This is a genomic window from Peptoclostridium litorale DSM 5388, assembly GCF_900141635.1.
In the GTDB taxonomy this organism is placed as follows: domain Bacteria; phylum Bacillota; class Clostridia; order Peptostreptococcales; family Peptostreptococcaceae; genus Peptoclostridium; species Peptoclostridium litorale.
Map to the genome: position 1 here is coordinate 1 of NZ_FSRH01000020.1, position 23745 is coordinate 23745.

18 protein-coding genes, 2 tRNA genes, 1 rRNA gene, 1 other RNA gene and 1 other annotated feature are annotated in these 23745 nt (G+C 41.1%); of the genes, 6 read left to right on the forward strand and 16 right to left on the reverse strand.

Annotation, left to right across the window (positions count from 1 at the left end; translation table 11 throughout):
• Together BUQ87_RS13940 and BUQ87_RS13945 are read right to left on the reverse strand one after the other, a co-directional pair.
• A 16S ribosomal RNA gene (locus tag BUQ87_RS13940) occupies window positions 1-235 on the reverse strand; the annotation flags it as partial.
• 491 nt (window positions 236-726) lie between these two features.
• Entirely contained in the window at window positions 727-2637 is a 1911-nt protein-coding gene (locus tag BUQ87_RS13945) for a YgiQ family radical SAM protein (protein WP_330391377.1), read from the reverse strand.
• Between the two features lie 265 nt (window positions 2638-2902).
• On the opposite strand from BUQ87_RS13945, the gene BUQ87_RS13950 reads away from it, so the two are divergent.
• Both BUQ87_RS13950 and BUQ87_RS13955 read left to right on the forward strand, forming a co-directional pair.
• Window positions 2903-4210 carry a Na+/H+ antiporter NhaC family protein gene (locus BUQ87_RS13950; RefSeq protein WP_038266758.1) on the forward strand — a complete coding sequence of 436 codons (1308 nt, stop codon included), beginning with the start codon at window positions 2903-2905 and terminating at the stop codon, window positions 4208-4210.
• An 87-nt stretch (window positions 4211-4297) separates the two neighbouring features.
• Window positions 4298-4978, forward strand: a complete 681-nt coding sequence (locus tag BUQ87_RS13955; RefSeq protein ID WP_038266755.1) for a metal-dependent hydrolase — start codon at window positions 4298-4300, stop codon at window positions 4976-4978.
• Window positions 4979-5092: 114 nt separating this feature from the next.
• Here BUQ87_RS13955 and BUQ87_RS13960 read toward each other — a convergent pair whose 3' ends face one another.
• Together BUQ87_RS13960 and BUQ87_RS13965 are read right to left on the reverse strand one after the other, a co-directional pair.
• On the reverse strand, window positions 5093-5320 hold the full coding sequence (locus BUQ87_RS13960) for a glutaredoxin family protein (RefSeq protein ID WP_038266752.1): 228 nt from the start codon (window positions 5318-5320) through the stop codon (window positions 5093-5095).
• A 100-nt stretch (window positions 5321-5420) separates the two neighbouring features.
• Window positions 5421-6524 (reverse strand): AI-2E family transporter, encoded by a 1104-nt coding sequence (locus BUQ87_RS13965; RefSeq protein WP_038266750.1) that lies wholly within the window; start codon window positions 6522-6524, stop codon window positions 5421-5423.
• Between the two features lie 136 nt (window positions 6525-6660).
• Between BUQ87_RS13965 and BUQ87_RS13970 the strand changes: the two genes are divergently transcribed.
• The gene (locus tag BUQ87_RS13970; protein ID WP_038266747.1) at window positions 6661-7773 is read left to right on the forward strand and encodes an MGDG synthase family glycosyltransferase; all 1113 of its coding nucleotides are present in this window, start codon (window positions 6661-6663) and stop codon (window positions 7771-7773) included.
• A 77-nt stretch (window positions 7774-7850) separates the two neighbouring features.
• Here the strand turns inward: BUQ87_RS13970 and BUQ87_RS13975 are convergent, their stop codons facing one another.
• From BUQ87_RS13975 to dnaX, 4 genes are all read right to left on the reverse strand, one after another.
• Window positions 7851-8147: a hypothetical protein gene (locus BUQ87_RS13975; RefSeq protein ID WP_038266744.1), complete on the reverse strand. Its 297-nt coding sequence runs from the start codon at window positions 8145-8147 to the stop codon at window positions 7851-7853.
• Between the two features lie 240 nt (window positions 8148-8387).
• Window positions 8388-8987, reverse strand: coding sequence for a recombination mediator RecR (gene recR / locus BUQ87_RS13980; protein ID WP_038266741.1), 600 nt, complete (start codon window positions 8985-8987; stop codon window positions 8388-8390).
• A 17-nt stretch (window positions 8988-9004) separates the two neighbouring features.
• Window positions 9005-9343, reverse strand: a complete 339-nt coding sequence (locus tag BUQ87_RS13985) for a YbaB/EbfC family nucleoid-associated protein (protein ID WP_038266737.1) — start codon at window positions 9341-9343, stop codon at window positions 9005-9007.
• A gap of 92 nt (window positions 9344-9435) precedes the next feature.
• The gene (gene dnaX / locus BUQ87_RS13990; RefSeq protein WP_038266734.1) at window positions 9436-11112 is read right to left on the reverse strand and encodes a DNA polymerase III subunit gamma/tau; all 1677 of its coding nucleotides are present in this window, start codon (window positions 11110-11112) and stop codon (window positions 9436-9438) included.
• 352 nt (window positions 11113-11464) lie between these two features.
• Here dnaX and BUQ87_RS13995 point away from each other — a divergent pair, with 352 nt between their 5' ends.
• Together BUQ87_RS13995 and BUQ87_RS14000 are read left to right on the forward strand one after the other, a co-directional pair.
• Window positions 11465-13489 (forward strand): methyl-accepting chemotaxis protein, encoded by a 2025-nt coding sequence (locus BUQ87_RS13995; RefSeq protein ID WP_038266732.1) that lies wholly within the window; start codon window positions 11465-11467, stop codon window positions 13487-13489.
• A 232-nt stretch (window positions 13490-13721) separates the two neighbouring features.
• Window positions 13722-15752 (forward strand): methyl-accepting chemotaxis protein, encoded by a 2031-nt coding sequence (locus tag BUQ87_RS14000; protein WP_038266730.1) that lies wholly within the window; start codon window positions 13722-13724, stop codon window positions 15750-15752.
• Window positions 15753-15871: 119 nt separating this feature from the next.
• On the opposite strand, the gene ffs is transcribed toward BUQ87_RS14000, so the two are convergent.
• From ffs to BUQ87_RS14040, 8 genes are all read right to left on the reverse strand, one after another.
• An RNA gene (ffs, locus tag BUQ87_RS14005) (signal recognition particle sRNA large type) lies at window positions 15872-16136 on the reverse strand.
• Window positions 16137-16169: 33 nt separating this feature from the next.
• Window positions 16170-16261, reverse strand: a tRNA-Ser gene (locus BUQ87_RS14010).
• The gene (tadA, locus tag BUQ87_RS14015) at window positions 16252-16740 is read right to left on the reverse strand and encodes a tRNA adenosine(34) deaminase TadA (protein WP_038266766.1); all 489 of its coding nucleotides are present in this window, start codon (window positions 16738-16740) and stop codon (window positions 16252-16254) included. Before tadA ends, BUQ87_RS14010 begins: the two co-directional genes overlap by 10 nt.
• Before the next feature lie 20 nt (window positions 16741-16760).
• Window positions 16761-16836, reverse strand: a tRNA-Arg gene (locus BUQ87_RS14020).
• A gap of 134 nt (window positions 16837-16970) precedes the next feature.
• The gene (gene serS / locus BUQ87_RS14025) at window positions 16971-18254 is read right to left on the reverse strand and encodes a serine--tRNA ligase (protein ID WP_038266727.1); all 1284 of its coding nucleotides are present in this window, start codon (window positions 18252-18254) and stop codon (window positions 16971-16973) included.
• Between the two features lie 64 nt (window positions 18255-18318).
• Window positions 18319-18535, reverse strand: a binding site (T-box leader).
• Between the two features lie 55 nt (window positions 18536-18590).
• Window positions 18591-19190, reverse strand: coding sequence for a rubrerythrin (rbr, locus tag BUQ87_RS14030; protein ID WP_038266725.1), 600 nt, complete (start codon window positions 19188-19190; stop codon window positions 18591-18593).
• Window positions 19191-19261: 71 nt separating this feature from the next.
• Window positions 19262-20062: a mechanosensitive ion channel family protein gene (locus BUQ87_RS14035; RefSeq protein WP_052636246.1), complete on the reverse strand. Its 801-nt coding sequence runs from the start codon at window positions 20060-20062 to the stop codon at window positions 19262-19264.
• A 57-nt stretch (window positions 20063-20119) separates the two neighbouring features.
• Entirely contained in the window at window positions 20120-22882 is a 2763-nt protein-coding gene (locus tag BUQ87_RS14040) for a UPF0182 family membrane protein (protein WP_052636244.1), read from the reverse strand.
• Window positions 22883-23104: 222 nt separating this feature from the next.
• Here BUQ87_RS14040 and BUQ87_RS14045 point away from each other — a divergent pair, with 222 nt between their 5' ends.
• The gene (locus BUQ87_RS14045; RefSeq protein WP_038266720.1) at window positions 23105-23737 is read left to right on the forward strand and encodes a phosphoribosyltransferase; all 633 of its coding nucleotides are present in this window, start codon (window positions 23105-23107) and stop codon (window positions 23735-23737) included.
• Window positions 23738-23745 lie beyond the last annotated feature (8 nt).

Consider the following 23745-nt stretch of genomic DNA (forward strand, 5'->3'; position numbering starts at 1 on the left):
ACCGCCGGAGCTTTGGTGATCCTTCCATGCGAAAGGTTCACTTTATCCGGTATTAGCACACCTTTCGGTGCGTTATCCCAGTGTACAGGGCAGGTTACCCACGTGTTACTCACCCGTCCGCCGCTCACGCCGCGATGATCCACCCGAAGGCTTCACATCGCTTTGTTCGCTCGACTTGCATGTGTTAAGCACGCCGCCAGCGTTCATCCTGAGCCAGGATCAAACTCTTAATAAAAAATCCTTGAGGACTTATCCTCTTGACTCATGACAAACTGTAAAATTACAGTTATCACTGACTTGTTTATGGTTTGACTGATTAAAATCAGTCTATGGTTTTGCTGTTCAGTTTTCAAGGTTCAATGTGTGCCGCCCCTTGGCGACTCTTATTATTCTACTCTATCGCCCTCATTCTGTCAAGAACTTTTTTTCAAGTTCTTTTGGCCTTTGGCTTGTTTGCCGTGTGCCCTGTCCGGCGACAAGTAATACTATACCAACTTTCAAAAAACATGTCAACAAGTTTTTATCACTTTTTTTCTTTATATGTTTTTTCTGAATTTAAATCCGGTTTGTACAGTATTAAGTACGTTCATTCACAGACTTTCAATCAGTTGGCCTTTATTATGTTTCGGCATGTCCTCCCATTTCGGATTTTAATTATTTGAATTCACATAAAAAAGAATCCGAATAACAGACATTTTATTCTGCACTCGGACTCTTCTATTTGTATTATCTATTGTTTCTTCTGTCTCTTTGTCCTTTTTTCACTTTGCCTCTAACCGTTTTTTTGCCATTTGTTTTTTTATTCCTTTTAGGCGCTTCGCATTCGTCAATCTTCTCTTTGTGTCTAGGCCTTATGAGAGCAATGTTCGAAAATCCAAACAGATCCTCTCTATTTTCTTTTATAAGGGCTTTTTTCACCAGCTCATAGTTTTGGGGATTTTTATACTGTAAAAGCGCCCTTTGAATTGCCTTTTCCCTTGGGTCTTTTGGGACATACACCTCTTCCATTGTAAGCGGATTGAGTCCCGTGTAGTACATTGTAGTCGAAAGAGTCCCCGGAGTCGGATAAAAATCCTGCACCTGCTCCGGATACAGTCCGCTGTCCCTTAAATATTCCGCAAGCTTTATGGCGTCCTTTACCCTTGAGCCGGGATGCGACGACATGAGGTATGGAATCATGTACTGTTCCTTTCCTATCTCTGCATTTGTATTCCTGTAAAGCTTTACAAAATTGTCAAACGTCTTTCCTCCCGGTTTTCCCATGAGCGAGAGTACATTTTCACTTATGTGCTCTGGAGCCACTTTAAGCTGACCGCTTACATGGTGGTTGCAGAGCTCTTTCATGAATCCCTTTCTATTCTTGTCTGCCATAAGGTAGTCATATCTTATGCCAGACCTTACAAACACCTTTTTTACCCCGTCTATTTTCCTGAGCTTTTTGAGAAGCTGGGCGTAGTCGCTGTGATCTATTTTCAGATTTTCACAAGGCTTTGGATACAGGCACTGTCTGCTTTTGCAACTCCCATGCTTTAGCTGGTTGTCGCATGCCGCATTCCTGAAATTTGCGGTAGGGCCTCCTACATCATGTATATAGCCTTTGAAATCCGCATCATTTGTCATTTCTCTTGCTTCTTTTTCTATTGATTCATGGCTTCTTGACTGGACTATCCTGCCCTGGTGGAATGTTATGGCGCAAAACGAGCATGACCCAAAGCAGCCTCTTTCCGAGGTTATGCTGAATTTCACCTCTGTAAGAGCCGGTATTCCCCCATCCTTTTTATATATAGGATGGTAATTCCTCTTAAATGGTATAAGGTAAAGCCCGTCAAGCTCCTCCCTGCCCAGTGGCATCACAGGGATATTTTGTACCACATAGCTTTTTCCGTGCCTTTGCACAAGGACCTTGCCCCTTATGGGGTCCTGGTTTTCGTGCTGCATCCTGAATGCCTTTGCATAGCTCCTTTTATCTTGGCATACTTCCTCGTACGATGGTATTTCAATATACTCTCCCATCAAAAAGTCCAATTCCCCGGTTTTAAACACAGTTCCATTTACATAGTTTATATATTTTGCCTCTACGTTGCATGAAAGGGCGTCAGCTATTTGGACTATCTGCCTTTCCCCCATCCCGTACACAAGAATGTCGGCCCCGCTGTCCAGAAGCACTGAGCTTCTGACCCTATCGTCCCAGTAATCGTAGTGGGCAAACCTTCTAAGGCTCGCCTCTATTCCTCCTATTACTATGGGCGAGTCTTTGTATGCCTGCCTTATTCCATTGCAGTAAGTTATAAGAGCCCTGTCAGGCCTTAGTCCGCCTTTCCCACCAGGAGAATAGCTGTCCGTTCTTCTTCTCTTTTTTGCCACAGTATAGTGATTGACCATTGAATCTATGTTTCCAGAACCAACCAGAAATCCGAATTTCGGCTTTCCAAACACCTTGTACGAATCTATGTTTTTCCAGTCAGGCTGGGCTATTATCCCCACCCTGTAACCTCTGCTTTCTAAAACCCTGCCTATTATCGCCGCTGCAAATGAGGGATGGTCCACATATGCATCGCCGCTTACAACTACAAAATCAACATCTTTCCATCCTCTTTGGACCATATCCCTTGCAGATATGGGTAAAAAATCGCTCAATATAATCCTCCTCTTAATATATGCGCACAAGCTGTCTTCCAGCGTGATATAAATATATTCCAATATACAGTGGCAGCTACTTTCAGTTTATTTATTTTTAAAACCACATTATGCCCCACAAACTGTAAAAAGTGTTAAAATCATTATATCAAATAATAAACTCATTAAATGCATCAATTTTCTATTGTTTATTATACCCCAAAAGAAAGGTTGGTGAGTAGAGCTTTTGCTCTTACTTTGCGAATGTGAGCAAAAGACTTGATTTATGAAAAAAGTAATAGTATCACTGTGTATAATATCTCTGTCTATATTTTTGAAGCTTCCCGTATATTACGGAATAGGAGGGGCGCTTATATTTCTTTATGCAGCCGGTATTTTTTCAGGCTTCTCGGCATCTGCTCTCAACAAAAGCATAATAGGCGGACCACTTTCCGCAAAAAATGTGCTGCTTGTGCTTTCATCCATAGGCGTTCTGACATCCATGTGGATGCTATGCGGAACAATACCCTATCTTATGTTCATGGGTCTCAAAATACTTAAAAACTACAACTTCATATTCTTTTCATTCCTTATAATGTCATTTATATCGCTAAGCCTCGGCACCGGCATAGGAAGTATTTCAACCATGGGTGTAGTCCTTTTGGGAGTTGGAAAGAGCATGGGCATAAGCCTGCCTGTTCTCTCGGGAGCCATAGTGTCTGGAGCTTATCTTGGTGACAGGTCATCGCCCCTTTCGAGTGCATTCAACCTTGTAACCGAAATAACAAGCACTAATGCGCAGGATAACATAAGGCGAATGAATTCAAGCCTTCTCCCTGCATTCTTAATTTCAGCAGCAATATACTACTTTCTCGGAAGTTCTTACCCCTCGCTTGACTATTCAGGCATAGATGGTACATTGGTTTCAATACAGAATAGTTTCCACATAGGGCTGTTTTGCACTCTGCCCCTTATAATACTTTTTTCATGCATAATGCTAAGGCTGCCTACGTTCAAGTCCATATCCGCTTCAATACTGTCTGCAGCGCTTATAAGTGTACTCTTCCAGAACGCTTCAGCGGCAGAAATTTTAAGTGCAGCGGTTTTCGGTTTCAAAAATGATAGCCTCGACATACCCATATCGGGCGGAGGCTTTTTATCCATGAAGGGAGTTTTGATAACCATAATCCTTGCGACGTCATTTGCCGGAATACTAAGCGGTCTTGACCTTATATCCAGCATGATCAAAAATCTTTCAAAATCAATAAATTCCAAGTATTCCCTTATTGTCCACTCTGGGCTTATCAGCTTTATTCTAAATACAATAACCTGCAACCAGACAATAGGAATAATAATACCAGGCAAATTTATGAACTCTCACTATGAGAAATTCGACCTTAAAAAGGAATATCTGGTTCAGTCGATATCAGATGTAGGAACTATGACTGTTGCCATGGTTCCCTGGAATGTAAACGCAATAGTTGTATGCGCAGTACTCGGGGTTGACTATTCCGACTTTGCGCCTTATGCCTTTTTGTGCTATGTGCTTCCAATAGTGTTTTTTACAATGTATAAAATAAAAGCTCCAGACTAGACTAAATGTGTAACCTTGTGTTTTTTCACTTGGTTTTTGGTTAATAATACTAATATGGCACAAACATACTATAGAGGAGGTACGCTGATGAAACTGACTTATCTTGGACACTCGGCATTTATTTTTGAAACGGGGTCCAAAAAATGTATTATAGATCCATTCATAAAAGACAACCCTCTTTGCAGCCTCAAAATATCCGACCTCGAAAATATTGACTATATACTTGTAACACACGGACATTCCGACCATATGGGGGATACGGTCGAAATAGCAAAAAAATACGGCTCCACTGTAATATGTAATTTTGAAATTTCAATATACCTTGACAAATACAACATCAAATGCCACTCCATGCACATAGGCGGTTCTTTTGATTTTGAATTCGGAAGGGTTAAAATGGTTCCCGCACTCCACGGATCTTCAATACTGGAGGGAAACCATATAATTCCAGCTGGAAGCCCTTGCGGATTTATAATACAGTCCCAAGGCAAGAAACTTTACCACGCCGGTGATACCGGGCTTTCAATGGAGATGAGCCTTTTAAAGCGTGAGAATATAGATATTGCCCTTTTGCCTGTAGGCGGGAATTTCACAATGGACATAGATGACGCAATATATGCACTGGAACTGATACAGCCAAAACTCGTAATACCGATGCACTACAACACATTCCCCATGATATGCTGCGACACCCAAAATTTTGAAAAGCGTGCGCAGAAGATTTGCAATGTGCGCATTTTAAAACCACTGGAAAGCATGGAGTATTAGATACTGAATTCAGCATGAAAACATAACATTCATGCTAAAGTGTAAAAACACCCTGCAGCATGGACTGTTAAAAGCCTATTCTGCAGGGTGTTTTAATTGCATGGCCTTTTTTGTTTACTTTAAAAGGCTCTCTATCTTTTGTTTGTCAAATCCAACTATTGTCTCCTCGCCTATTATTATAACAGGCACAGACATGTATCCCATTTTCATAAGCTCTTTCCTTGCACTTGAATCCGCTGAAACGCTCTTTTCCTCGTAAGCTATTCCCTTTTCGTCAAAGTATTCCTTTGCCATATGGCAGTAGCCGCAAGTTTCGCTTGTGTATATTGTTATTTTGTTCAAAATAAACCCCTCCCCGAAAATAGTCTTGTCTTAAAGATATTATATACCCCCAACAGGTATTTTGCAAGTCTGATTTATGTCGCTGACCACATTTAACTTATTACCCAATTTCTATATCTTTTAACTTTAATTTCTTATCGACATATCTTTCGGTTAGCTTCTTTATTACCGCAAATACAGGCACTCCAAGGAACATTCCCAGAATTCCCATTGTTCCTCCGCCTATTATTATGGCAAGTATTATCCAAAACGGGCTCAGGCCGACTTTGTCGCCCAGAATTTTAGGCCCAAGCACCCATCCGTCAAACTGCTGGAGGAGGAGTATGAATATGAATAGCTTGAACGCAGTTGCGGGGTCGTTGAAAAGGACTATTATCACAGAAGGCACCATCCCTATGAAAGGTCCAAAATACGGTATCATGTTTGTAGCTCCAACTATCAGGGCTATCAAAAGCGCATACGGCACCTTTAGAATAATCGCCCCTATAAGGCATAATATCCCTATTATCAATGAATCTATAAGCTTTCCTATTATATATTTTGAGAATACCTCGTCTACTTCCCTTCCGAGTTCGAGCAGTGAATCTCCATTTTTTTGTCCCCATATCGAGTATACGACCTTCTTGAGGCCCAGTATAAAGCCTTCCTTGTCATTGAGAAGGTATATGGATATTACGACTCCAAGAACTATCTTCAAAAATGTAGATGTGAAGCCTATGGCTCCCTTTACTATTTTGTTTAGTATAACATTCAAAAATTCTCCAGTCTGAGAAACAATCTGGCTTAAATTAGTGTCCACATAGTCTTGTATCCCATACTTTTCTAGGAGCTTTGAGTCCATTATGTTCTTGTCTATCCATGCGTTTGTGATTTTTAAATAGTCGGGTATCTGCTGAAGTATCTCCCCTATGCTGTTTATTATCCTTGGAGAAACTATAGTTATAAACAGCGTTATAGCACCTATCACAAACAGATATATTACTACTATCGAGCCTATTCGCCTTGTCTTGAACTTACCCTCTATATAATTCATGGCTGGGTTCAAAAGGTATGCGATGCCAAAAGCCCATATGAACGGCGATATGAGGGATATAAAGTAAGCAATATCCTGAACTATGAGTTCGAAATTGTTTACACATCTGTAAAGCACAAGTGCAAATAGCATTACGGATGCCCAATACAGTATTTTTTTGTCTTTGAACATTAAACTTGCCTCCTGGTATTATTCGTAATATGTCACCTTTAACTTTATCTTCTTTTATAGTAAAATTTATTCTAGAACTTTACAAGACTGTTTTTAAGCAAATTAAACTTAAATAAATCCCTTCAAGGAGGATATCATGAAAAAAGGATTAATTCTTTCGGCTTCCACAGGAGCAGGACATAACAAAGCCGCCATGGCTATAAAAAACGCTCTTCACGAAAAAGGCATACAGGCTGAAATTATTGACAGCCTCAAGTTCACAGGAAGCGCAGTAGACCTTATAATATCTAGAGGCTACGAAAAAACCGCCATGTATACTCCCAAAGCATACGGAAAGGTATACAGGCTATATGACGACTGCAAGATAACTAATACAGAAAAAAAGGTTAGCATGTTTTTTGCTCATATGAAAAGACGCATAAAAAAGCTAATCGCAACTGAAAAGCCTGACTTTATAATAGGGACTCATCCATTTCCACTCATGGCCGTATCCACACTTAAGAAAAAGGGGGCAATAGATCTTCCTCTTGTTTCCATTCTCACCGACTATACTATCCACTCGACTTGGATTGAAAGTCATATAGACAAATATATAGTCGGCGATGAATTCGTAAAGCAACTGCTTATTCAGGAAGGAGTTCATCCAAAGAAAATACATCCGTATGGAATACCCATAGAAAAGAATTTTTCAAAATGCGAAGACTGCAGCATAAAAGAAGAACTCGGCCTCAACGACAAGTTCACAATACTTATAATGGGGGGCAGCTTTGGAGTTGGAAATGTAAAGAAAGCCCTTTGTGATCTGCTTGATTCAAAACTTGACTTTCAAGTCGTAGTTGTGGCTGGAAAGAATCAGGCTCTTCGTGAAAAGCTTGAAAAGATATCCCAGTCGCATGAAAAATCTAAAGACATAAAAGTGCTTGGGTTTACAGACAAAGTAAGCGAACTCATGTCATTTTGCGATGTACTGGTTACAAAACCTGGTGGGCTTACAACAACAGAGGCACTTGCAAGACAGATTCCCCTTATAGTTCCATACTACATACCTGGACAGGAAGAAGAAAACCTGGATTTCCTCTTAAATAACGGACTCTGCCTTAAAACCACTGACAAGTACAGCCTCAAAATACTTATAGAGCTTCTGATTCAAAATCCAGAGAGGCTTGAGCGCATGAGAGAAAATTTGAAACTCGTCAGCAAAAATGATTCAGCCCAGCAAATAGCGTCAATGCTCGATGAAATGATATAGTAAAAAACACAACAAAACCGGCAGCTGCCGGTTTTGTTGTGTTTTTTACTATATCATTTATATATTTCAGCCTACTATTAATAGTCGAAGTCATTACTGTCAAACTCGTCAGCAAATATATCTATATCTATGTTTTTATAGTTAATATATTTGCTTTTTTTCTTTGATGGAGTCTTCTTTTTTGAAACCATCATTTCTTCAGAAGCTTCATTTTTCATTTTACCCTTTAGGCCCTTCTTCTTGGTCCTTTTTTCCTTGTCAATCTCATGTTTTTGGTAGTCAAAAATCACTTCCTGGTTTTTGTTTGATGACATCTTTCTATAATGCCCTGAAAGGCCAACTGCCTTTCTCGCACGGCAATGCATGTCGTACATAATGCAAACTCCCTATATTCGCATAGCTTGAGCAAAGCTGACTTTCTCCCTCCTCTTTAAAATTTGAACAGCTAATCTCTCATCAAGATATAGGGTAACTGCCAAACCTTTTATAATTTACATGGTTTATTATACCCGCAAACTGTAATGCCAAACCGGCATACTGCGCTTGCTAATGAAATTATACAATAATAGAGGGAAGACAACAATATGTTTTATACTTATTTGAAACATGTGATTTTAAAGCTCTCTTCTTCCTTCCAGAGCCTTTGAAATTGTAACCTCATCTGCATATTCCAAATCGCCCCCGACAGGCAATCCGTGGGCTATCCTGCTTACCTTTATTCCCATTGGCTTTATTAGCTTTGCCACGTACATGGCTGTGGCCTCCCCTTCTATAGTGGGGTTTGTAGCCATTATGATCTCATTTATATCCTCATTTGAAATCCTGTGCAAAAGCTCTTTTATCCTTATCATCTCCGGCGTTATGCCGTCCATAGGCGATATAACACCGTGAAGCACATGATACCTTCCGTTGAAATCCCTCGCCCTTTCAAGAGCTGCAACGTCCCTTGGGTCTGAAACCACGCACACTATCTGCCCGTCTCTGCTTTCGTTCATGCATACGCTGCACTTTTCACCTTCGGATATATTGCAGCATATGCTGCAGTACCTTACATTCTGCTTTGCATCCGATATGGCCTTTGAAAGCATCATTGCGTCATTTTCCGACATGTTTATAACGTGAAAAGCAAGCCTTTGAGCCGTCTTCCTGCCTATTCCCGGAAGCTTTGAAAACTGTTCTATAAGCCTGTCTATAGGCCCCGTATAATGCTGCAATCATATCACCCTTTTAATTAAAACATTCCAGGTATGTTCATTCCCCCGGTAAGCTTTGACATTTTTGATGAAACCATTTCCTCCGCAAGTCTAATCGCTTCATTTACAGCTGTAAGCACAAGGTCCTCAAGCATTTCCACATCGTCCGGGTCTACGACCTCAGGCTTTATACTAACGCTGAGTATTTCCTTCTTTCCATTGGCCCTTACTGTCACAGCGCCTCCACCTACAGACGATTCAACCTCTTTTGCTTCCATTTCCTTTTGCATTTTTTCCATTTCCTTTTGCATCTTTTGAGCCTGCTTTAATATATTATTCATATTCCCAGGCATTCCCTGAAAACCTTTCTTAGCCATTTTACATACCTCCCATATTTATATTCTTACATTTAAAACCATATTGAAAATTATAGCATAAATAAGCGCCCCGTGTGAATTGTATTTGAATTTTACTCTTCACTCGGACCTATAATTTCTATCATTTCAGGAGGAAATATCTCCTCAAGCATTTCAAGTGCCGTGTCTTTTTCTAGGCTGTCCTGCACATTGACATTCACTTCAGATTCAAGGAAAAGTTTTATTCCCATGTTTTCCCCCGTAATCCTCTTTAAAACTCCGTTTATATATGAAATCGTTTCATTTTTACTAAGCGCCTGCTTGTGAAACCCAAATGCATCATCGAAAACCACAATGATCATGCTTCCTTCCATGCCTTGAGGCTTTCCTTCCTTGAGCATAGCCTGCACAGGAACCTTCTTGTCCTGCTTTATTACCCTTAAAAGCTCCTTCCACAGTGGCTCCGTGTCCATGCCTGTTGAAACGTCTATTGTCTTTTCGCTGCATTTGTACGAATCACATTTTTGTTTTGAAGCCGCGCCTGAAGAAGCTTCTGCACTGGCCTTGGCAATCCCGCACGTTTCGACCTTTTCAGGGCTTTGCTTTTCAATCTGCCTCTCAGGCTTTGAAGGCTGTATGCCGCCTTTATTGACAATGCTTTCAATCCTGGCTATCCTGGATATGAGGCCTTCTACGCTTTCGTCTTCCGAAGGGGTGCACAGCTTCATAGCGGCCACTTCAAGCATTATCCTCGGATGAGTCGAGTACTTCATGTCATTTTGCACCTGGGAAAGTATCTTTATGTTTCTTATAGCTTCCTGTGGCGTAATGCTTTGGCTCTGCTTGGCCACAAGTTCTTTCATATGGTCTGTAAGCTGTATCATATCGCCATTTGAAGGCCCCATCTGCATGACCATTATATTCCTGAAATGCTCTATCAGCTTTTGTATAAAATGCCTAAGGTCCTTTCCCCATACAACCGCTTCATTTACTATCTCAAGGCAAGCCTTTATATTTGAATCTACTATAGCCCCGCTCATGCTTGATATGGTCTGGTAGTCAACTGTTCCAAGAAGACTGACTACATCATCGTATCTTATGCATTCGCTGGTATATGATATGCACTGGTCAAGCACGCTAAGCGCATCCCTCATAGCCCCTTGCGAACTCATTGCTATCAAAGACAGTGCATCGTCATCTGCCTGGACACCCGTCTGCTCGCATACATGTCTCATCCTTTGAACTGCATCATCCATTCCTATCCTTTTGAACTCAAATCTTTGGCACCTTGAAAGTATTGTCGCAGGAAGCTTGTGAGCTTCGGTCGTTGCAAGTATGAAAACCACATATGGCGGCGGCTCCTCAAGGGTCTTTAAAAGCGCATTGAATGCGCCCTGGGAAAGCATGTGCACCTCGTCTATTATATAGACCTTGTACTTTCCCCTGGAAGGAGGGTACTTCACATTTTCCCGAAGCTCCCTTACGTCGTCAACCCCATTGTTTGACGCCGCATCTATTTCAACTACATCCATTATGCTCTCTTCTATTATCCCCGTGCAGATTTCACAGCTGTTGCACGGTTCAAAATCCACAGGAGAAATACAGTTTATGCTCCTCGCAAATATCTTTGCAGTGGATGTCTTCCCAGTCCCCCTCGTTCCGCAAAAAAGATAGGCATGTGCCGTATTGTCATTTGCTATCTGGTTTTTAAGGGTTCTAGTTATGTGCTCCTGTCCTACGACATCTGAAAATGTCATAGGCCTGAACATTCTGTAAAGCGCTTTGTGCATCTTATCACCTCTAAGTTCATCCTGATAACAATTATATCACAAACTAAATGTATCATCCCATCAAAACAGCATATGGAATTTTCCCAATGCCTATTATTCGAATATGCAAAATGTACTTGAAACACTTTCCTTCAATCAGTATATTAAAATACTCCATTCACAGGCTATCCATCCATAGTTTTTTTGTATGGTTAATTCCACTAAAAATGTTTTTATATCGCAATTCATGGTATATAATTATATTTGTTACAATTACATACTTTAATTGCAGCTGTTTTCCAGACAAACTCTGGATTTTTTTATTTTGCACTTATTGTAAACGTATTAATAATATTAAGGAGGTTTTTGTAAATTGCCAGGAGACAAGAAAAAGAAATCTATATCAAAGAGGTTTGGAATAGGGCAAAAGCTAATGATAGCATTTTTTTTACTGATATCAATTCCAATAACCGTAATAGGATTTAGCTCCTATTCCAAATCCGCATCCATAATGCAGCATAATCTTCAAAAGTCTGCAGAAAGCGTACTGGTACAGACAGAAAAAACAATATTAAACTTTTTCAAAGGCATAGAGGAATCGGTAGTCCAAATGTCGCTTCACAATGATGCAACTGAAATTCTATCTGATGATTCGAATGGCGCATGGCTGCTTGAAAGCTTCAAATCATTCATAGAGAGCCACGACAGCGCAATTGTAATGTATATGGGTACAGCCAGCGGACAGCTGCTTGTATATCCCGAGGCGGACCTTCCCGATGACTTCGATCCCACCAGCCGGCCTTGGTATAAGTCTGCTGAAGAGTCAGAAAGCACAATATATACAGATCCTTACATAGACGAAAATACAGGCGAACTCATAATGACCATATCCACCCCCGTATACAACCATTCTAAAGAATTAGTCGGGGTAATAGGTGTAGACATATCGATAAATGCTCTATCAAAGGAAGTGGATTCCATAAAGCTTGGCGAAAGCGGATTCGTATCGCTTGCAGACAGTGAAGGCAAGGTCATAACCACAAGAGACAAAAATTTCATAGGCAAGAAAATACCCGTTCCCGCACTTAACGAAGCCCTGAAGACAAAGAGCCTCGGAACAGTCGAATACTCGCTTGATGAAAACGGCAAGAAGACCGACAAGTTCCTTAGCTTCAAGAAAATGGACACGCTTGGCTGGGTTCTTTCCAGCACGATGTATGTTGATGAAGTCAAAAGCAGCACTTCTGTGCTTCTAAAAGACACCCTGCTCATAGGGCTTATTTCACTTTTTATAGCTCTTTTAATATCATTTGTGCTCTCCAAAAAAATTACTGATTCAATAAAGCTTATACTCATTGACATGGAAAAAATAGGCCAGGGCGATTTCACCGCAAGGTGCAGTGTAAGCAGCAACGATGAAATGGGAATGCTTTGCGATCACTTCAATTCAACCATAGATTCGGTAGGCTCTCTGATAGGAAACATAAAAGGCGTCATAGAAAGCGTGAGCTCTGCTTCATATAATCTATCTGCCAATTCAGAGCGGACCAATGCAGCCTCGCTTGAGGTTTTAAAGACAGTGGAAGAGATATCAAATGGAGCTTCCGAGCAGGCTTATGAGGCTGAAAAGGGAGCGCTTCTTGTAAGCGGGCTTTCACAAAAACTCAACAGGCTTCTTGAAAATACCGCTGAAATGGAAAATTTCGCCGACAATGCAATATATTCAAATTCGCAGGGGATCAAAATGGTGAGCCTTTTAAAGGAGAAGACAAGGTTAAATGAGGTTTCTACAGACAATATAGAATCTGCAATACTAAATCTTGATAAAAACGCCATAAACATAGGCAATATAGTAAGCACAATAGGCGCAATATCAGAGCAGACCAACCTGCTTGCACTCAACGCCTCAATAGAAGCCGCAAGAGCAGGGGATGCCGGAAGAGGATTTTCAGTAGTGGCCGAAGAAATAAGAAAGCTCGCAGAGGAATCCAAAACCGCAGCAAGCGAAATACATGAGATAATACTGAATATACAAAATGACAGTAAAAATACAGTTTCAATAATGAACGAAGTCAAAACTGTTACTAAAGACCAAGCTGACTCAGTTTTCAAAGTAAACGAGTCTTTCGAAAACATATCAGAATCGATACACAACATATCCCAAAAGATAAAGCTTGTATCCTCTTTTGTAGATGAAGTCAGCACCGAGAAGGAAGGCATAGTTTCAGCTATCGAAAGCATATCTTCCGTATCGGAGGAAACCGCAGCTGCAACAGAAGAGGTTAACGCATCAGTTCAAGAACAGACAAACGCCATATCGGAAGTTGCAAGCCTGTCCGAAAACCTAAGTAACCTTTCCATGAAACTTAAAAACGAAATAGAAAAATTCACAATTTAACAAACTACTAAAAGCCTTTATTACTCAATAAAGGCTTTTTATATACATTATTCATGAATTTTTATACTTTAAAATTTATAAAAAAAGGTTGTTACATATCCTTTTTTGCTATATCATTGTATTTATTCCAGCAATATACTTTGGCTGGCACTGTTTTCAACAGCTATTTTTTAGAATTTTTATTTTTTTGCAATTATCATTAGCATGCCAATCATTTCGAGGGGGGTTCACAATGGCACATGACAAAAAAATCACAACAAAATCAAAATCAAATGGTTTGGGGATAAGGCAAAAGCTCATGGCTACGTTCTTTTTGCTGATATCGATCCCAATAGCCGTGATAGGCTTTAGCTCATATTCAAAATCCGCATCAATAATGCAGGATAATCTTCAAAAGTCTGCAGAAAGCGTATTAGTCCAAACGGAAAAGACAATATTAAATTTTTTCAAAGGCGCAGAAGAATCGGTAGTTCAAATGTCACTACATAAAAACGCAAAGGAGATACTCTCAAGTCAGGATGAAAACGGTGTGCTTCTTGAAAACTTCAAATATTTCATTGACAGCCATGGCAGCGCGACATCAATGTACATGGTTGCAAATGACAGGCAGACTGTATTCTATCCTCATGTGGAAATTCCTGACGATTATGATCCCAGAAGCTCGGCCTGGTACAAATCTGCAGCTGAATCAGGAAAGACCTCTTATACCGAGCCTTATACCGATACTGTTACCGGCAAAACAGTAATAACCATATCCACTCCGGTATATGACAGTTCGAATGAGCTTGTAGGGGTGGTGGGTGTGGACATATCAATGCATTCCATAATAGATGAAATCAGTTCCATAAAACTTGGTGAAAAAGGATTCGTGTCACTTTCGGACAAGTCCGGAAACGTTGTAGCCACAATGAATGAGAGTTTCATAGGCAAGAAAATCCCCGTGCCCGCTCTCAATGAAGCTCTAAAGACTAGCAGCGTTGGAACGGTTGAGTACTCGTCCGATGAAAACGGAAAGCTTGTAGACAAATTCCTGAGCTTTAAAAGAATGGAGGACATGGGGTGGACTCTTTCTGGGACAATGTATGTGGACGAGGTTAAGGGCAGCACATCAATACTTCTTAAAAACACCATAATAATAGGAATAATTTCCCTTTTGATTGCACTTTCAATATCCTTTGTGTTTTCAAAAAAAATAACCGATTCAATAGGACTTATTCTTGTGGACATGGAGAGGATAGGCCGCGGGGACTTCACTGTAAGATGCAATGTCAGCAGCAGCGATGAAATAGGGCAGCTGTCCGAACACTTCAACACCACAATAGATTCCATAGGAAGCCTTATAGGGAATATAAAAATGGCCATAGAAAATGTAAGCTCCGCTTCAGAAAACCTGACTTCAAACGCCGAAGAAACAAATGCCACTTCACTTGAGGTTTTAAAAACCGTTGATGAGATATCAAGAGGTGCATCCGAACAGGCTTATGATGCCGAGCAAGGGGCAACCCTTATAGGCGGCCTTTCAGAAAAACTGAACGAGCTACTTGAAAGCACAGATGAAATGGAAAGATTTGCCGACAGTGCAAACGCTTCCAATTTGAACGGGCTTGAAATGGTTGGTCTTCTCAAGGAAAAGACAAGGCTAAATGAGCTTTCTACAAATAATATAGAAGCTGCAATACTCGGTCTTGACAAGAACACATTCAGCATAGGCAATATAATAAGTACAATAGGCGCAATATCCGAACAGACCAATCTGCTTGCACTCAACGCCTCAATAGAAGCCGCAAGGGCGGGAGATGCCGGAAAAGGGTTTTCAGTGGTTGCAGAAGAAATAAGAAAGCTCGCGGAAGAGTCAAAGATAGCTGCAAATGAAATAGGCGAAATAATAGTCAATATACAAAATGATAGTAAAAATACGGTTTCTCTAATGAATGAAGTAAAAACCATAACAAAAGATCAGACCGATTCTGTGTTCAAGGTCAATGAATCTTTCAGCATAATATCAGAATCAATACAAAACATCTCCCAAAAGATAAAGACCGTATCATCCTTTGTAAATGAAATAAATACCGAAAAAAACGGCATAGTATCAGCCATAGAGAATATTTCTTCTGTTTCTGAAGAAACGGCTGCTGCAACAGAAGAAGTGAATGCATCGGTTCAAGAGCAGACAAGAGCTGTAGAGGGGGTTTCTCTCCTTGCAGACAGCCTTAACAACCTGTCATCAGAACTTAAAAATGAAATAGAAAAGTTCACAATTTAACATATAAAATGCCCTAGCATTCATGCTAGGGCATTTTGTATGTAGTGTTAAACATTTAATTGCAATTACAAAAGCCCGTTTCACAAAGTGTGAAACGGGCTTTATTTTTATAATTAAAGCTGTGCGGCCATAATTCGACTCAGATCCACGGACGTTACCCATGCAGTTAACTCAAGCCAGGCACTCCCACGGCACATGAAGTTTATCACTTACCGCTGCTTCCTTCCGGATCTGACGGGGTTCATGACTCTCCATTGCGCAGGACCCGACTATCATCGCCACTTACACGGGGCTGCTCCGCAGCCTCTGAGCCTCAATATGGTGTTCGATCCTGCTACAGCGGATTGCAGGTTCAGGGCACCGCTACCTCCCCATCTAGCACAGCAAACTTTAAGGCTTAATCATATATATACGTAATGGCGGAGAGAGCGGGGTTCGAACCCGCGAGACGGGAGATCCCGTCTACCCGCTTTCCAGGCGAGCACCTTCAACCTCTCGGTCATCTCTCCATTGCACATTTTTTATTATTGATACATTTATTTTCTCTTATAAATCTAAAAAATTCAGTAAGCATACTTGAACACTCTTCACTCAATATGCCAAAACTCACATCCACATTGTGATTGAAAAGATCGCGCTCCAGCACATCCACTTTAGAACCGCAAGCTCCAGCCTTTTCATCCTTGGATCCTATCACAAGTCTTTTTATCCTGCTTTGGACTATGGCCCCGGCACACATGCAGCATGGCTCTATGGTGACATACATTGTACATTCGTTAAGCCTCCAGCCCTTGAGCGTCTCAGACGCCTTTTTTATGGCTATCATCTCGGCATGGGCCGTAGGATCACTTAGCGATTCCCTCATATTGTGGGCTTTTGAGATAATCTTTCCATCCCTCACTATCACAGCTCCTATTGGTACTTCGCCCATGAGATATGCTTTTTTCGCTTGTTTTAAGGCTTCTCTCATGTAAAGGATGTCTTCCATCTTTCCTCCATAAAAAAAAATGGTGCACCCGACAGGATTTGAACCTGTGACGCACGGTTTAGGAAACCGACGCTCTATCCCCTGAGCTACGGGTGCTTGACTTGCAAGATATATGATATCATACTTTAGTATATATTTCAACAAGCCGTTTAATATATTTTTACAATCCATGGCATATTACAAATCCCCAACGGGGCCAACGCCCCATTGAGGTCACATTTGCAGTTTTATTATTTATAGCCGTTTATTACTTCCACTCCACCCATGTAAGGTCTAAGCGCCTCTGGCACTACTACAGACCCGTCTGCTTGCTGGAAGTTTTCAAGAATTGCAGCCACAGTTCTTCCCACTGCGACTCCAGAACCGTTTAGTGTATGGACATACTCGGCCTTTGAGCTTTTGTCCCTTTTAAATCTTATGTTTGCTCTTCTTGCCTGGAAGTCTTCAAAATTCGAGCAAGACGATATTTCAACATATCTTCCGTAACTTGGCATCCAAACCTCTATGTCATACTTGAATGCCGCAGTAAATCCAAGGTCTCCACTGCATATCTTGACAACCCTGTAAGGTATTCCAAGCTTTTGAAGAACCGCTTCCGCATTTTTTACAAGAGACTCAAGCTCCGCATAAGATTCCTCTGGCTTTGTGAATTTTACCAGCTCAACCTTGTTGAACTGGTGCTGTCTTATAAGCCCTCTTGTGTCCCTTCCGGCAGAACCGGCTTCAGCTCTGAAGCATGGAGTGTATGCACAGTAGTGCACAGGCAGAGATTCCCCGTCCATTATTTCATTTGCATGTATGTTTGTAACTGGAACTTCAGCTGTAGGAACAAGGTAGTATTCTTTCCCTTCAAGCTTGAACATATCCTCTCCGAACTTAGGCAGCTGTCCCGTACCTGTCATGCTGTTCGCATTCGCCATGAAAGGAGGTAGAATTTCAACATATGAATGCTCGCTAGTATGAGTGTCAAGGAAGAAGTTTATTATTGCCCTTTCAAGCCTTGCTCCAAGACCTCTGTAAAGAGTAAATCTTGAACCAGTTATCTTTCCTGCGGTTTCAAAGTCAAGTATGGAAAGGTCAGTTCCTATGTCCCAATGAGCCTTAGGGTCGAATTCAAATTTCGTAGGCTCTGACCACTTCCAAACCTCGACGTTGTCATCATCTGTATCCCCGCGTGGAACGTCAGCGTGTGGAACATTTGGTATTCTAAGAAGTATGTATCTAAGCTCTTCGTCAACAGCTTTTACCTTCTCGTCGATTTCCTTTATCTTGTCTGAAGACTCCTTAAGCTTTTGCATAAGCTCAGCAGTGTCCTTGCCTTCCTTTTTAAGCTTTGGTATTTCCTTTGACGATGCATTTTGCTCCATCTTAAGAACCTCAACGTCCTTTAGAAACTCTCTTCTCTGCTCGTCAAGCTCTACAACCTTGTCCAGGTCGAAATCAGCCTCTCCACGTTTTGACATGGCTTTTTTAATATCTTCAAGTTCCATTCTTATTCTCTTGATATCCAGCATTCTAAACCCTCCCGCATTATTAAACTTTATTGTTCTTACAAAAAAACAAAAAGGCCCTCATCCCGAAAGGGACGAAAGCCTGTATTCTTCCGCGTTGCCACCCTAATTGGCCTATTATTAGGCCCTTCTCAAATCTTTAACGCAGACATACGTCCATGCCTACTGCAATTTCAACATGGAGGCTCCAGAGTGGATTCAAAAAAAGTTGACGTGGGTTTTCAGCCTGCACCCACTCTCTGAAAGACAACTGTTTTCCTACTAGTCTCCTTAATCGCCTTTAAACTACTCTAATTTTTTTGTAATTATATCAGCTACAGGCAAATATTTCAATACATATTAGTAATTTTCACAAAACTTTTCAAAGTACGGCTGCTCGACCTTGCATACGGGGCATACCTTAGGAGCAGTCTTTCCTTCGTGGACATATCCGCAAACCCTGCATTTCCAAGCTGTTCCTTCCTCATCCTTTACAAATACAGCTCCCTTGTCCACATTTTCTGCAAGCTTTGTATATCTGATTTCGTGTTTTTGTTCAACTTTTGATATCATCTTGAATGAAGCTGCAACCTGAGTAAACCCCTCTTCCTCTGCCACCTGCGCAAATGCAGGATAAAGCTCAGTCCACTCTTCATTTTCCCCCATTGCCGCCGCCCTGAGATTATCGTATGTATTTCCAAGAGCCACCGGATATGCCGCCTCTATATTCACCATGAAAGGAGCCGCTTCCCCTTCCATTCCATCAAGTATGTGGCCATAGAATATTTCAGCGTGAACAAGCTCGTTTTCCGCTGTCTCCATAAAAAGCTCCGATATTTGCTCGTATCCTTCCTCTGCAGCCACTTCTGCAAAATATGTGTATCTGCTTCTTGCCTGTGACTCCCCTGCAAACGCCTTTGTCAAGTTCTCAAGAGTTTTGGTTCCCTTTAAGCTTTTCATGTTCAATACCTCCCAATATATTTTATAAAATTTAGCCAACATCCCCTATCCTCGCAGATAGGGGATATTCACTATTTCTTAACATGCACTACTTTTTGAGGGAATGGGATCTCTATTTCATTCCTGTCAAATTCAGTTTTTATACTCTCCATAATGTGGAAGTACACACTCCAGTAGTTTACTGTGTCTGTCCAAGCCCTGAGTGAAAGGTTTATTGAACTGTCTGCAAACTCAAGTATTACAACCTCGGGATTAGGATCCTTGTGAATTCTTGAGTCTGAATCTGCAATGCCCAGCATTACATTTTTTACAAGCTGTATGTCGCTGTCATATGCGACTCCAACCCTCACATCAAGCTTCCTCTTTCCTGACGAAGAGTAGTTTGTGACATTGTCGTTTATAAGCTTTGAGTTTGGAACTATTACCATCTCATTTCCAAACGCCTTGAGCACAGTATTGAATATTTGTATCTCCTCTACAGTTCCCTTTACTCCTGCTCCTTCAATGAAATCACCAGTTGTAAAAGGCTTAAGAGCAAGTATAAGCACTCCTGCCGCAAAATTTGAAAGTGAGCCTTGAAGCGCAAGGCCCACCGCAAAGCCGGCGGCACCCAGCACGGCTACAAACGAAGTCGTCTCAAGCCCCATTTTTTCAAGCGATGCAATTGCCACAAACAGTATTATCAATACGTATATAAGCTGTGACAAAAATCCTATTAGAGATGGCTCTATTTTGGTCTTTTTCAAAAACCTTCTCGAAATCTTTCTTGACTTTCTCGCCGCATATATTCCCACTATCAATATTACAAGTGCATACACTAAATTAAGTCCATTGCTCAAAAGGTATGCTTTTATTCCGTCTAAAAAATTCACTATTTACCTCTCCTTTATACTAAAAAACTATATTTAAAACTCTTACTGCTGCTATGTTTACTGATCCATCTCTTCCAGCTTTCTTATGGCCTCTCCAAGAGCCTCCATCTTTTCTCCATATAGCGACCAGTTCGCATTTCTAAGCGCCTGCTGGGCCTGCTCGTAAAGCCCTGCTGCCTCGGATATGATATCAGCTGTAGTTTCTGAAACAACATCTCCACCGGTTTCATCAGGAGCCTCAGGTACTTGAGCCTGACCCTCTCCAAATATAATGTCCAGCCCTTGCTGAAGCGAGTCAGCCATTACAACCTGGTCTTCATATGCAACTATTATCTTCTTGACCTCCGGTATGCTGTCTGCCGAATCTGATTTTATATAGAGTGGCTCCACATAGAGAACTGAATTTTCAAGCGGTATGGTAAGAAGGTGCCCTCTTACGACCTTTGAGCCTCCCGTACCCCACTGAGTGAGCCTTGTCGATATTTCCGGCTCGTTATCTATTTTCGACTCCACCTGGTAAGGCCCTATTATGTTCTTGTTCTTCGGAAGCCTGTATATTATCATCTGGCCGTATTTGTCCCCGTCATTCCTCGCAACCATGAACGAGACCATGTTCTGCTTTTGCTTTGGAGTGTATGGAATTGTAAGCAGGAATTCGGCCTTTTCCTCTTGCGGAAGCTTGAATGTTATATACGAGGGCTCCATTTGTATCGGCTCATTTTGATTTTCAAACACTTCTCTGGCTATTTGCCACCTGTCTTCCTTGTTGTAGAAGACTTCGGTATTGTTCATATGATAGTCCTGATACATCTGCGCCTGTATGTTAAAGTATTTTTGAGGATATCTTACATGGCTTTTTATGTCCGCAGGCATGCTGGCCATTGGCTTAAAGAGTCCCTTGAATATCTTTGAATACGTGTTTATCATAGGGTCATTTTCATCCACTAGATAAAAGTCTGTAGTTCCGTCATATGCATCTATTACAACCTTGAATGAGTTTCTCATGTAGTTTAGCCCCGTCTTGTCAAACGGCTCCGAATAAGGATATTTGTCAGTATATGTGTATCCATCTATTATCCAGTAAAGCTTCCCTTCATCAGAAAGCACAACATAGGCGTCCTGCTCAAACTCAAGGAATGGGGCTATCTTTTTCACACGTCCCATTATGTTTCTGTTTAGTATTATTTTACTGTCCGAGTCTATACCTCCAGACACAAAAAACTTGAGGCTGCCCTGGTTTATGGAGTATATGAGCCTGTTCAAAAAGTTCAGCTTCACTCCTGCTTTGCCTTCATATTCAGTTACGGCATTTGTATCTCCCTTCGGATAGTCAAATTCCTTTTCTGTTGTATTTACAACTACATAGCCGTTGGCCATCTCTCCGAAATACACCTCAGGCCTTTTGACGTCAAGTCCCTGTGCACTTGACACCGGAGGTATGTTTTTAATTATGAGCTTTGGCTGACCACTACTTGTGATTTCATTTACAGGAGACATTACTATTCCATACCCATGGGTGTATTTAAGGTGTTCGTTAAGCCATGTCCTCGACTGGAGGTTTTCCTTGTCAAGCTCTCTCGCCCCTATGAACACCTGTGTTATAGACCCGTCTATGAGATACCTGTCGACGTCAATGTCATTGAACTTGTAGTATGTCCTTATTCCCTGTATCTGCTTGTATATATCCTTTGTAGGCCTTATGTCGTTTATGCTTATGTTCTTTATGGTCTCTCCATTTTCGATTATGTCCTGAGCCGTTATCTTCTGCTCTGCCGCAAAGTCCTCTTCGACTATGTCATCAAGAGCGTACGCCTTCTTTGTATATTTTATATTGTAGTCTATATACTCTTTCTCTTTTGCAAGCTCATTTGGCGAAACTATGAAGTTTTGAACAGCCGTTTCAACTCCCGAGGAGACTATTGTAAGCGCCATTATCAGTATCGGTCCCACAAGTGCAATTTTAAGCGTATTCTTCTTGTATGCATATACTATCAGTATTGCCGATATTACAGAAAGTACCATTTGGATCCTGTATACCCAAAGCGTCACATTCACATCGGTATAGCTTGCCCCATATGCCACTCCCCTTGGCGAATAAAGCAGGTTGAATGCCGCCAGATAGCTTCGAAGGGCCACAATTATAAAAAATACTATGCCTATTACTATTATCTGATTTATTGCAAGGCTGAGTATTTTTTTAGGGGTAGGCTCAATGCTTCGAAACCTTCTTATGTCCATTTCGATCTTCCTGTCAAACTTCTTTCCCTCGCCGCCTGGGTTCATACTTATCATTATAAAGTAAAACACTGCTGTTATTATAAGTAAAAACACCAGAAAACCTGTAAGCGAGTTGAATATTTCATTTATCAGCGGCAGCTTGAATACATAGAAACCTATATCCCGGCTAAACAGCGGGTCGTCCACGCCAAAACCCGTTGAATTTACGAATTTGAGTATTTCTATCCAGAATTTCGATGAAATGCTAAAGCTGTATCCAGATCCCAAAAGCACCGATACAAGCAGCATAATCCTGTTCATGGGTTTTTCGTGCTCTTGGTCTGCAACTATATTCATGTGCGAATAGTAGCTTTTTTTTATTCCCATCAAGTACAGGAATATGAATGTTGAAAAAACTACGAAAAACGGAATTCCCACAATCAGCTTTGCAAAAACCTGCTTTAGATATACGGATGTATACCCCACTTCCTTGAACCAGTTGTAATCTGCAAGAAAATCAACCAGTTTTGAAAAAGAAGATGCTGCAACAAGTATGAATCCCAGTATCACAAACAGTATTGCCCTTTTTTTATTGCTAATCAAGCTCCATCACTCCCCTCCATTATGCCCTTAAGGCCACATTGCCTTAAGCGTATTTTTTGTATGTTTATTATAGTATAGCAAAAATCAGTTGTGCCGGCATTATATTTGAGTATATTGAATCCAATCGCCGGTGAGCCGCACATATATATTTATTCCCGTTTTTTATTTTTTTAAATTTTAATTTGCAGCCGGGGTATCATATATTGAAAAGGGGGTATGCCAATGCTATTTAAAAATAGAACCGAAGCCGGGCAGATGCTTGCCAAAAAACTTGAAAAATACAAATCTGATGAAAATATAGTCGTATACGGACTTCCGCGGGGAGGAGTCGTTTTGGCTGCTGAGATAGCCAGCCATCTTAAATGTCCTCTGGATTTGATACTTTCGAGAAAAATAGGACATCCGCACAATCCCGAATACGCTATCTGCGCTATTTGCGAAAACTCGCCTCCAATATGCTCAAACGAGGTTCAGCATCTGGACCAGAATTGGCTTGAATCTGAAATTTCGCACCAAAGGGAAGAGATAAGGCGCAGAAAAGCTCTTTACAACATCGACCACATCTCCCCAGGCGGAAAAACTGCTATAATCGTCGACGACGGAATAGCCACAGGCCTTACTATAGAAGCCGCCATTCACGAAGTCGCCTCTTACGGTCCAAAATCCATAGTAATAGCGGTGCCAGTGACTGCAAACAATGCATTTACGAGGCTTTCCAAGCTGGTAGATGATTTTGTATGCCTTGAGCTTCCTGCGTATTTTATGGGGGCTGTGGACTCATATTATGAAAACTTTGCTCAGATAAGTGACAGCGAGGTCGTATCCATAATAAAATCGTTTAAAAACCCCTTATAACATTAAAA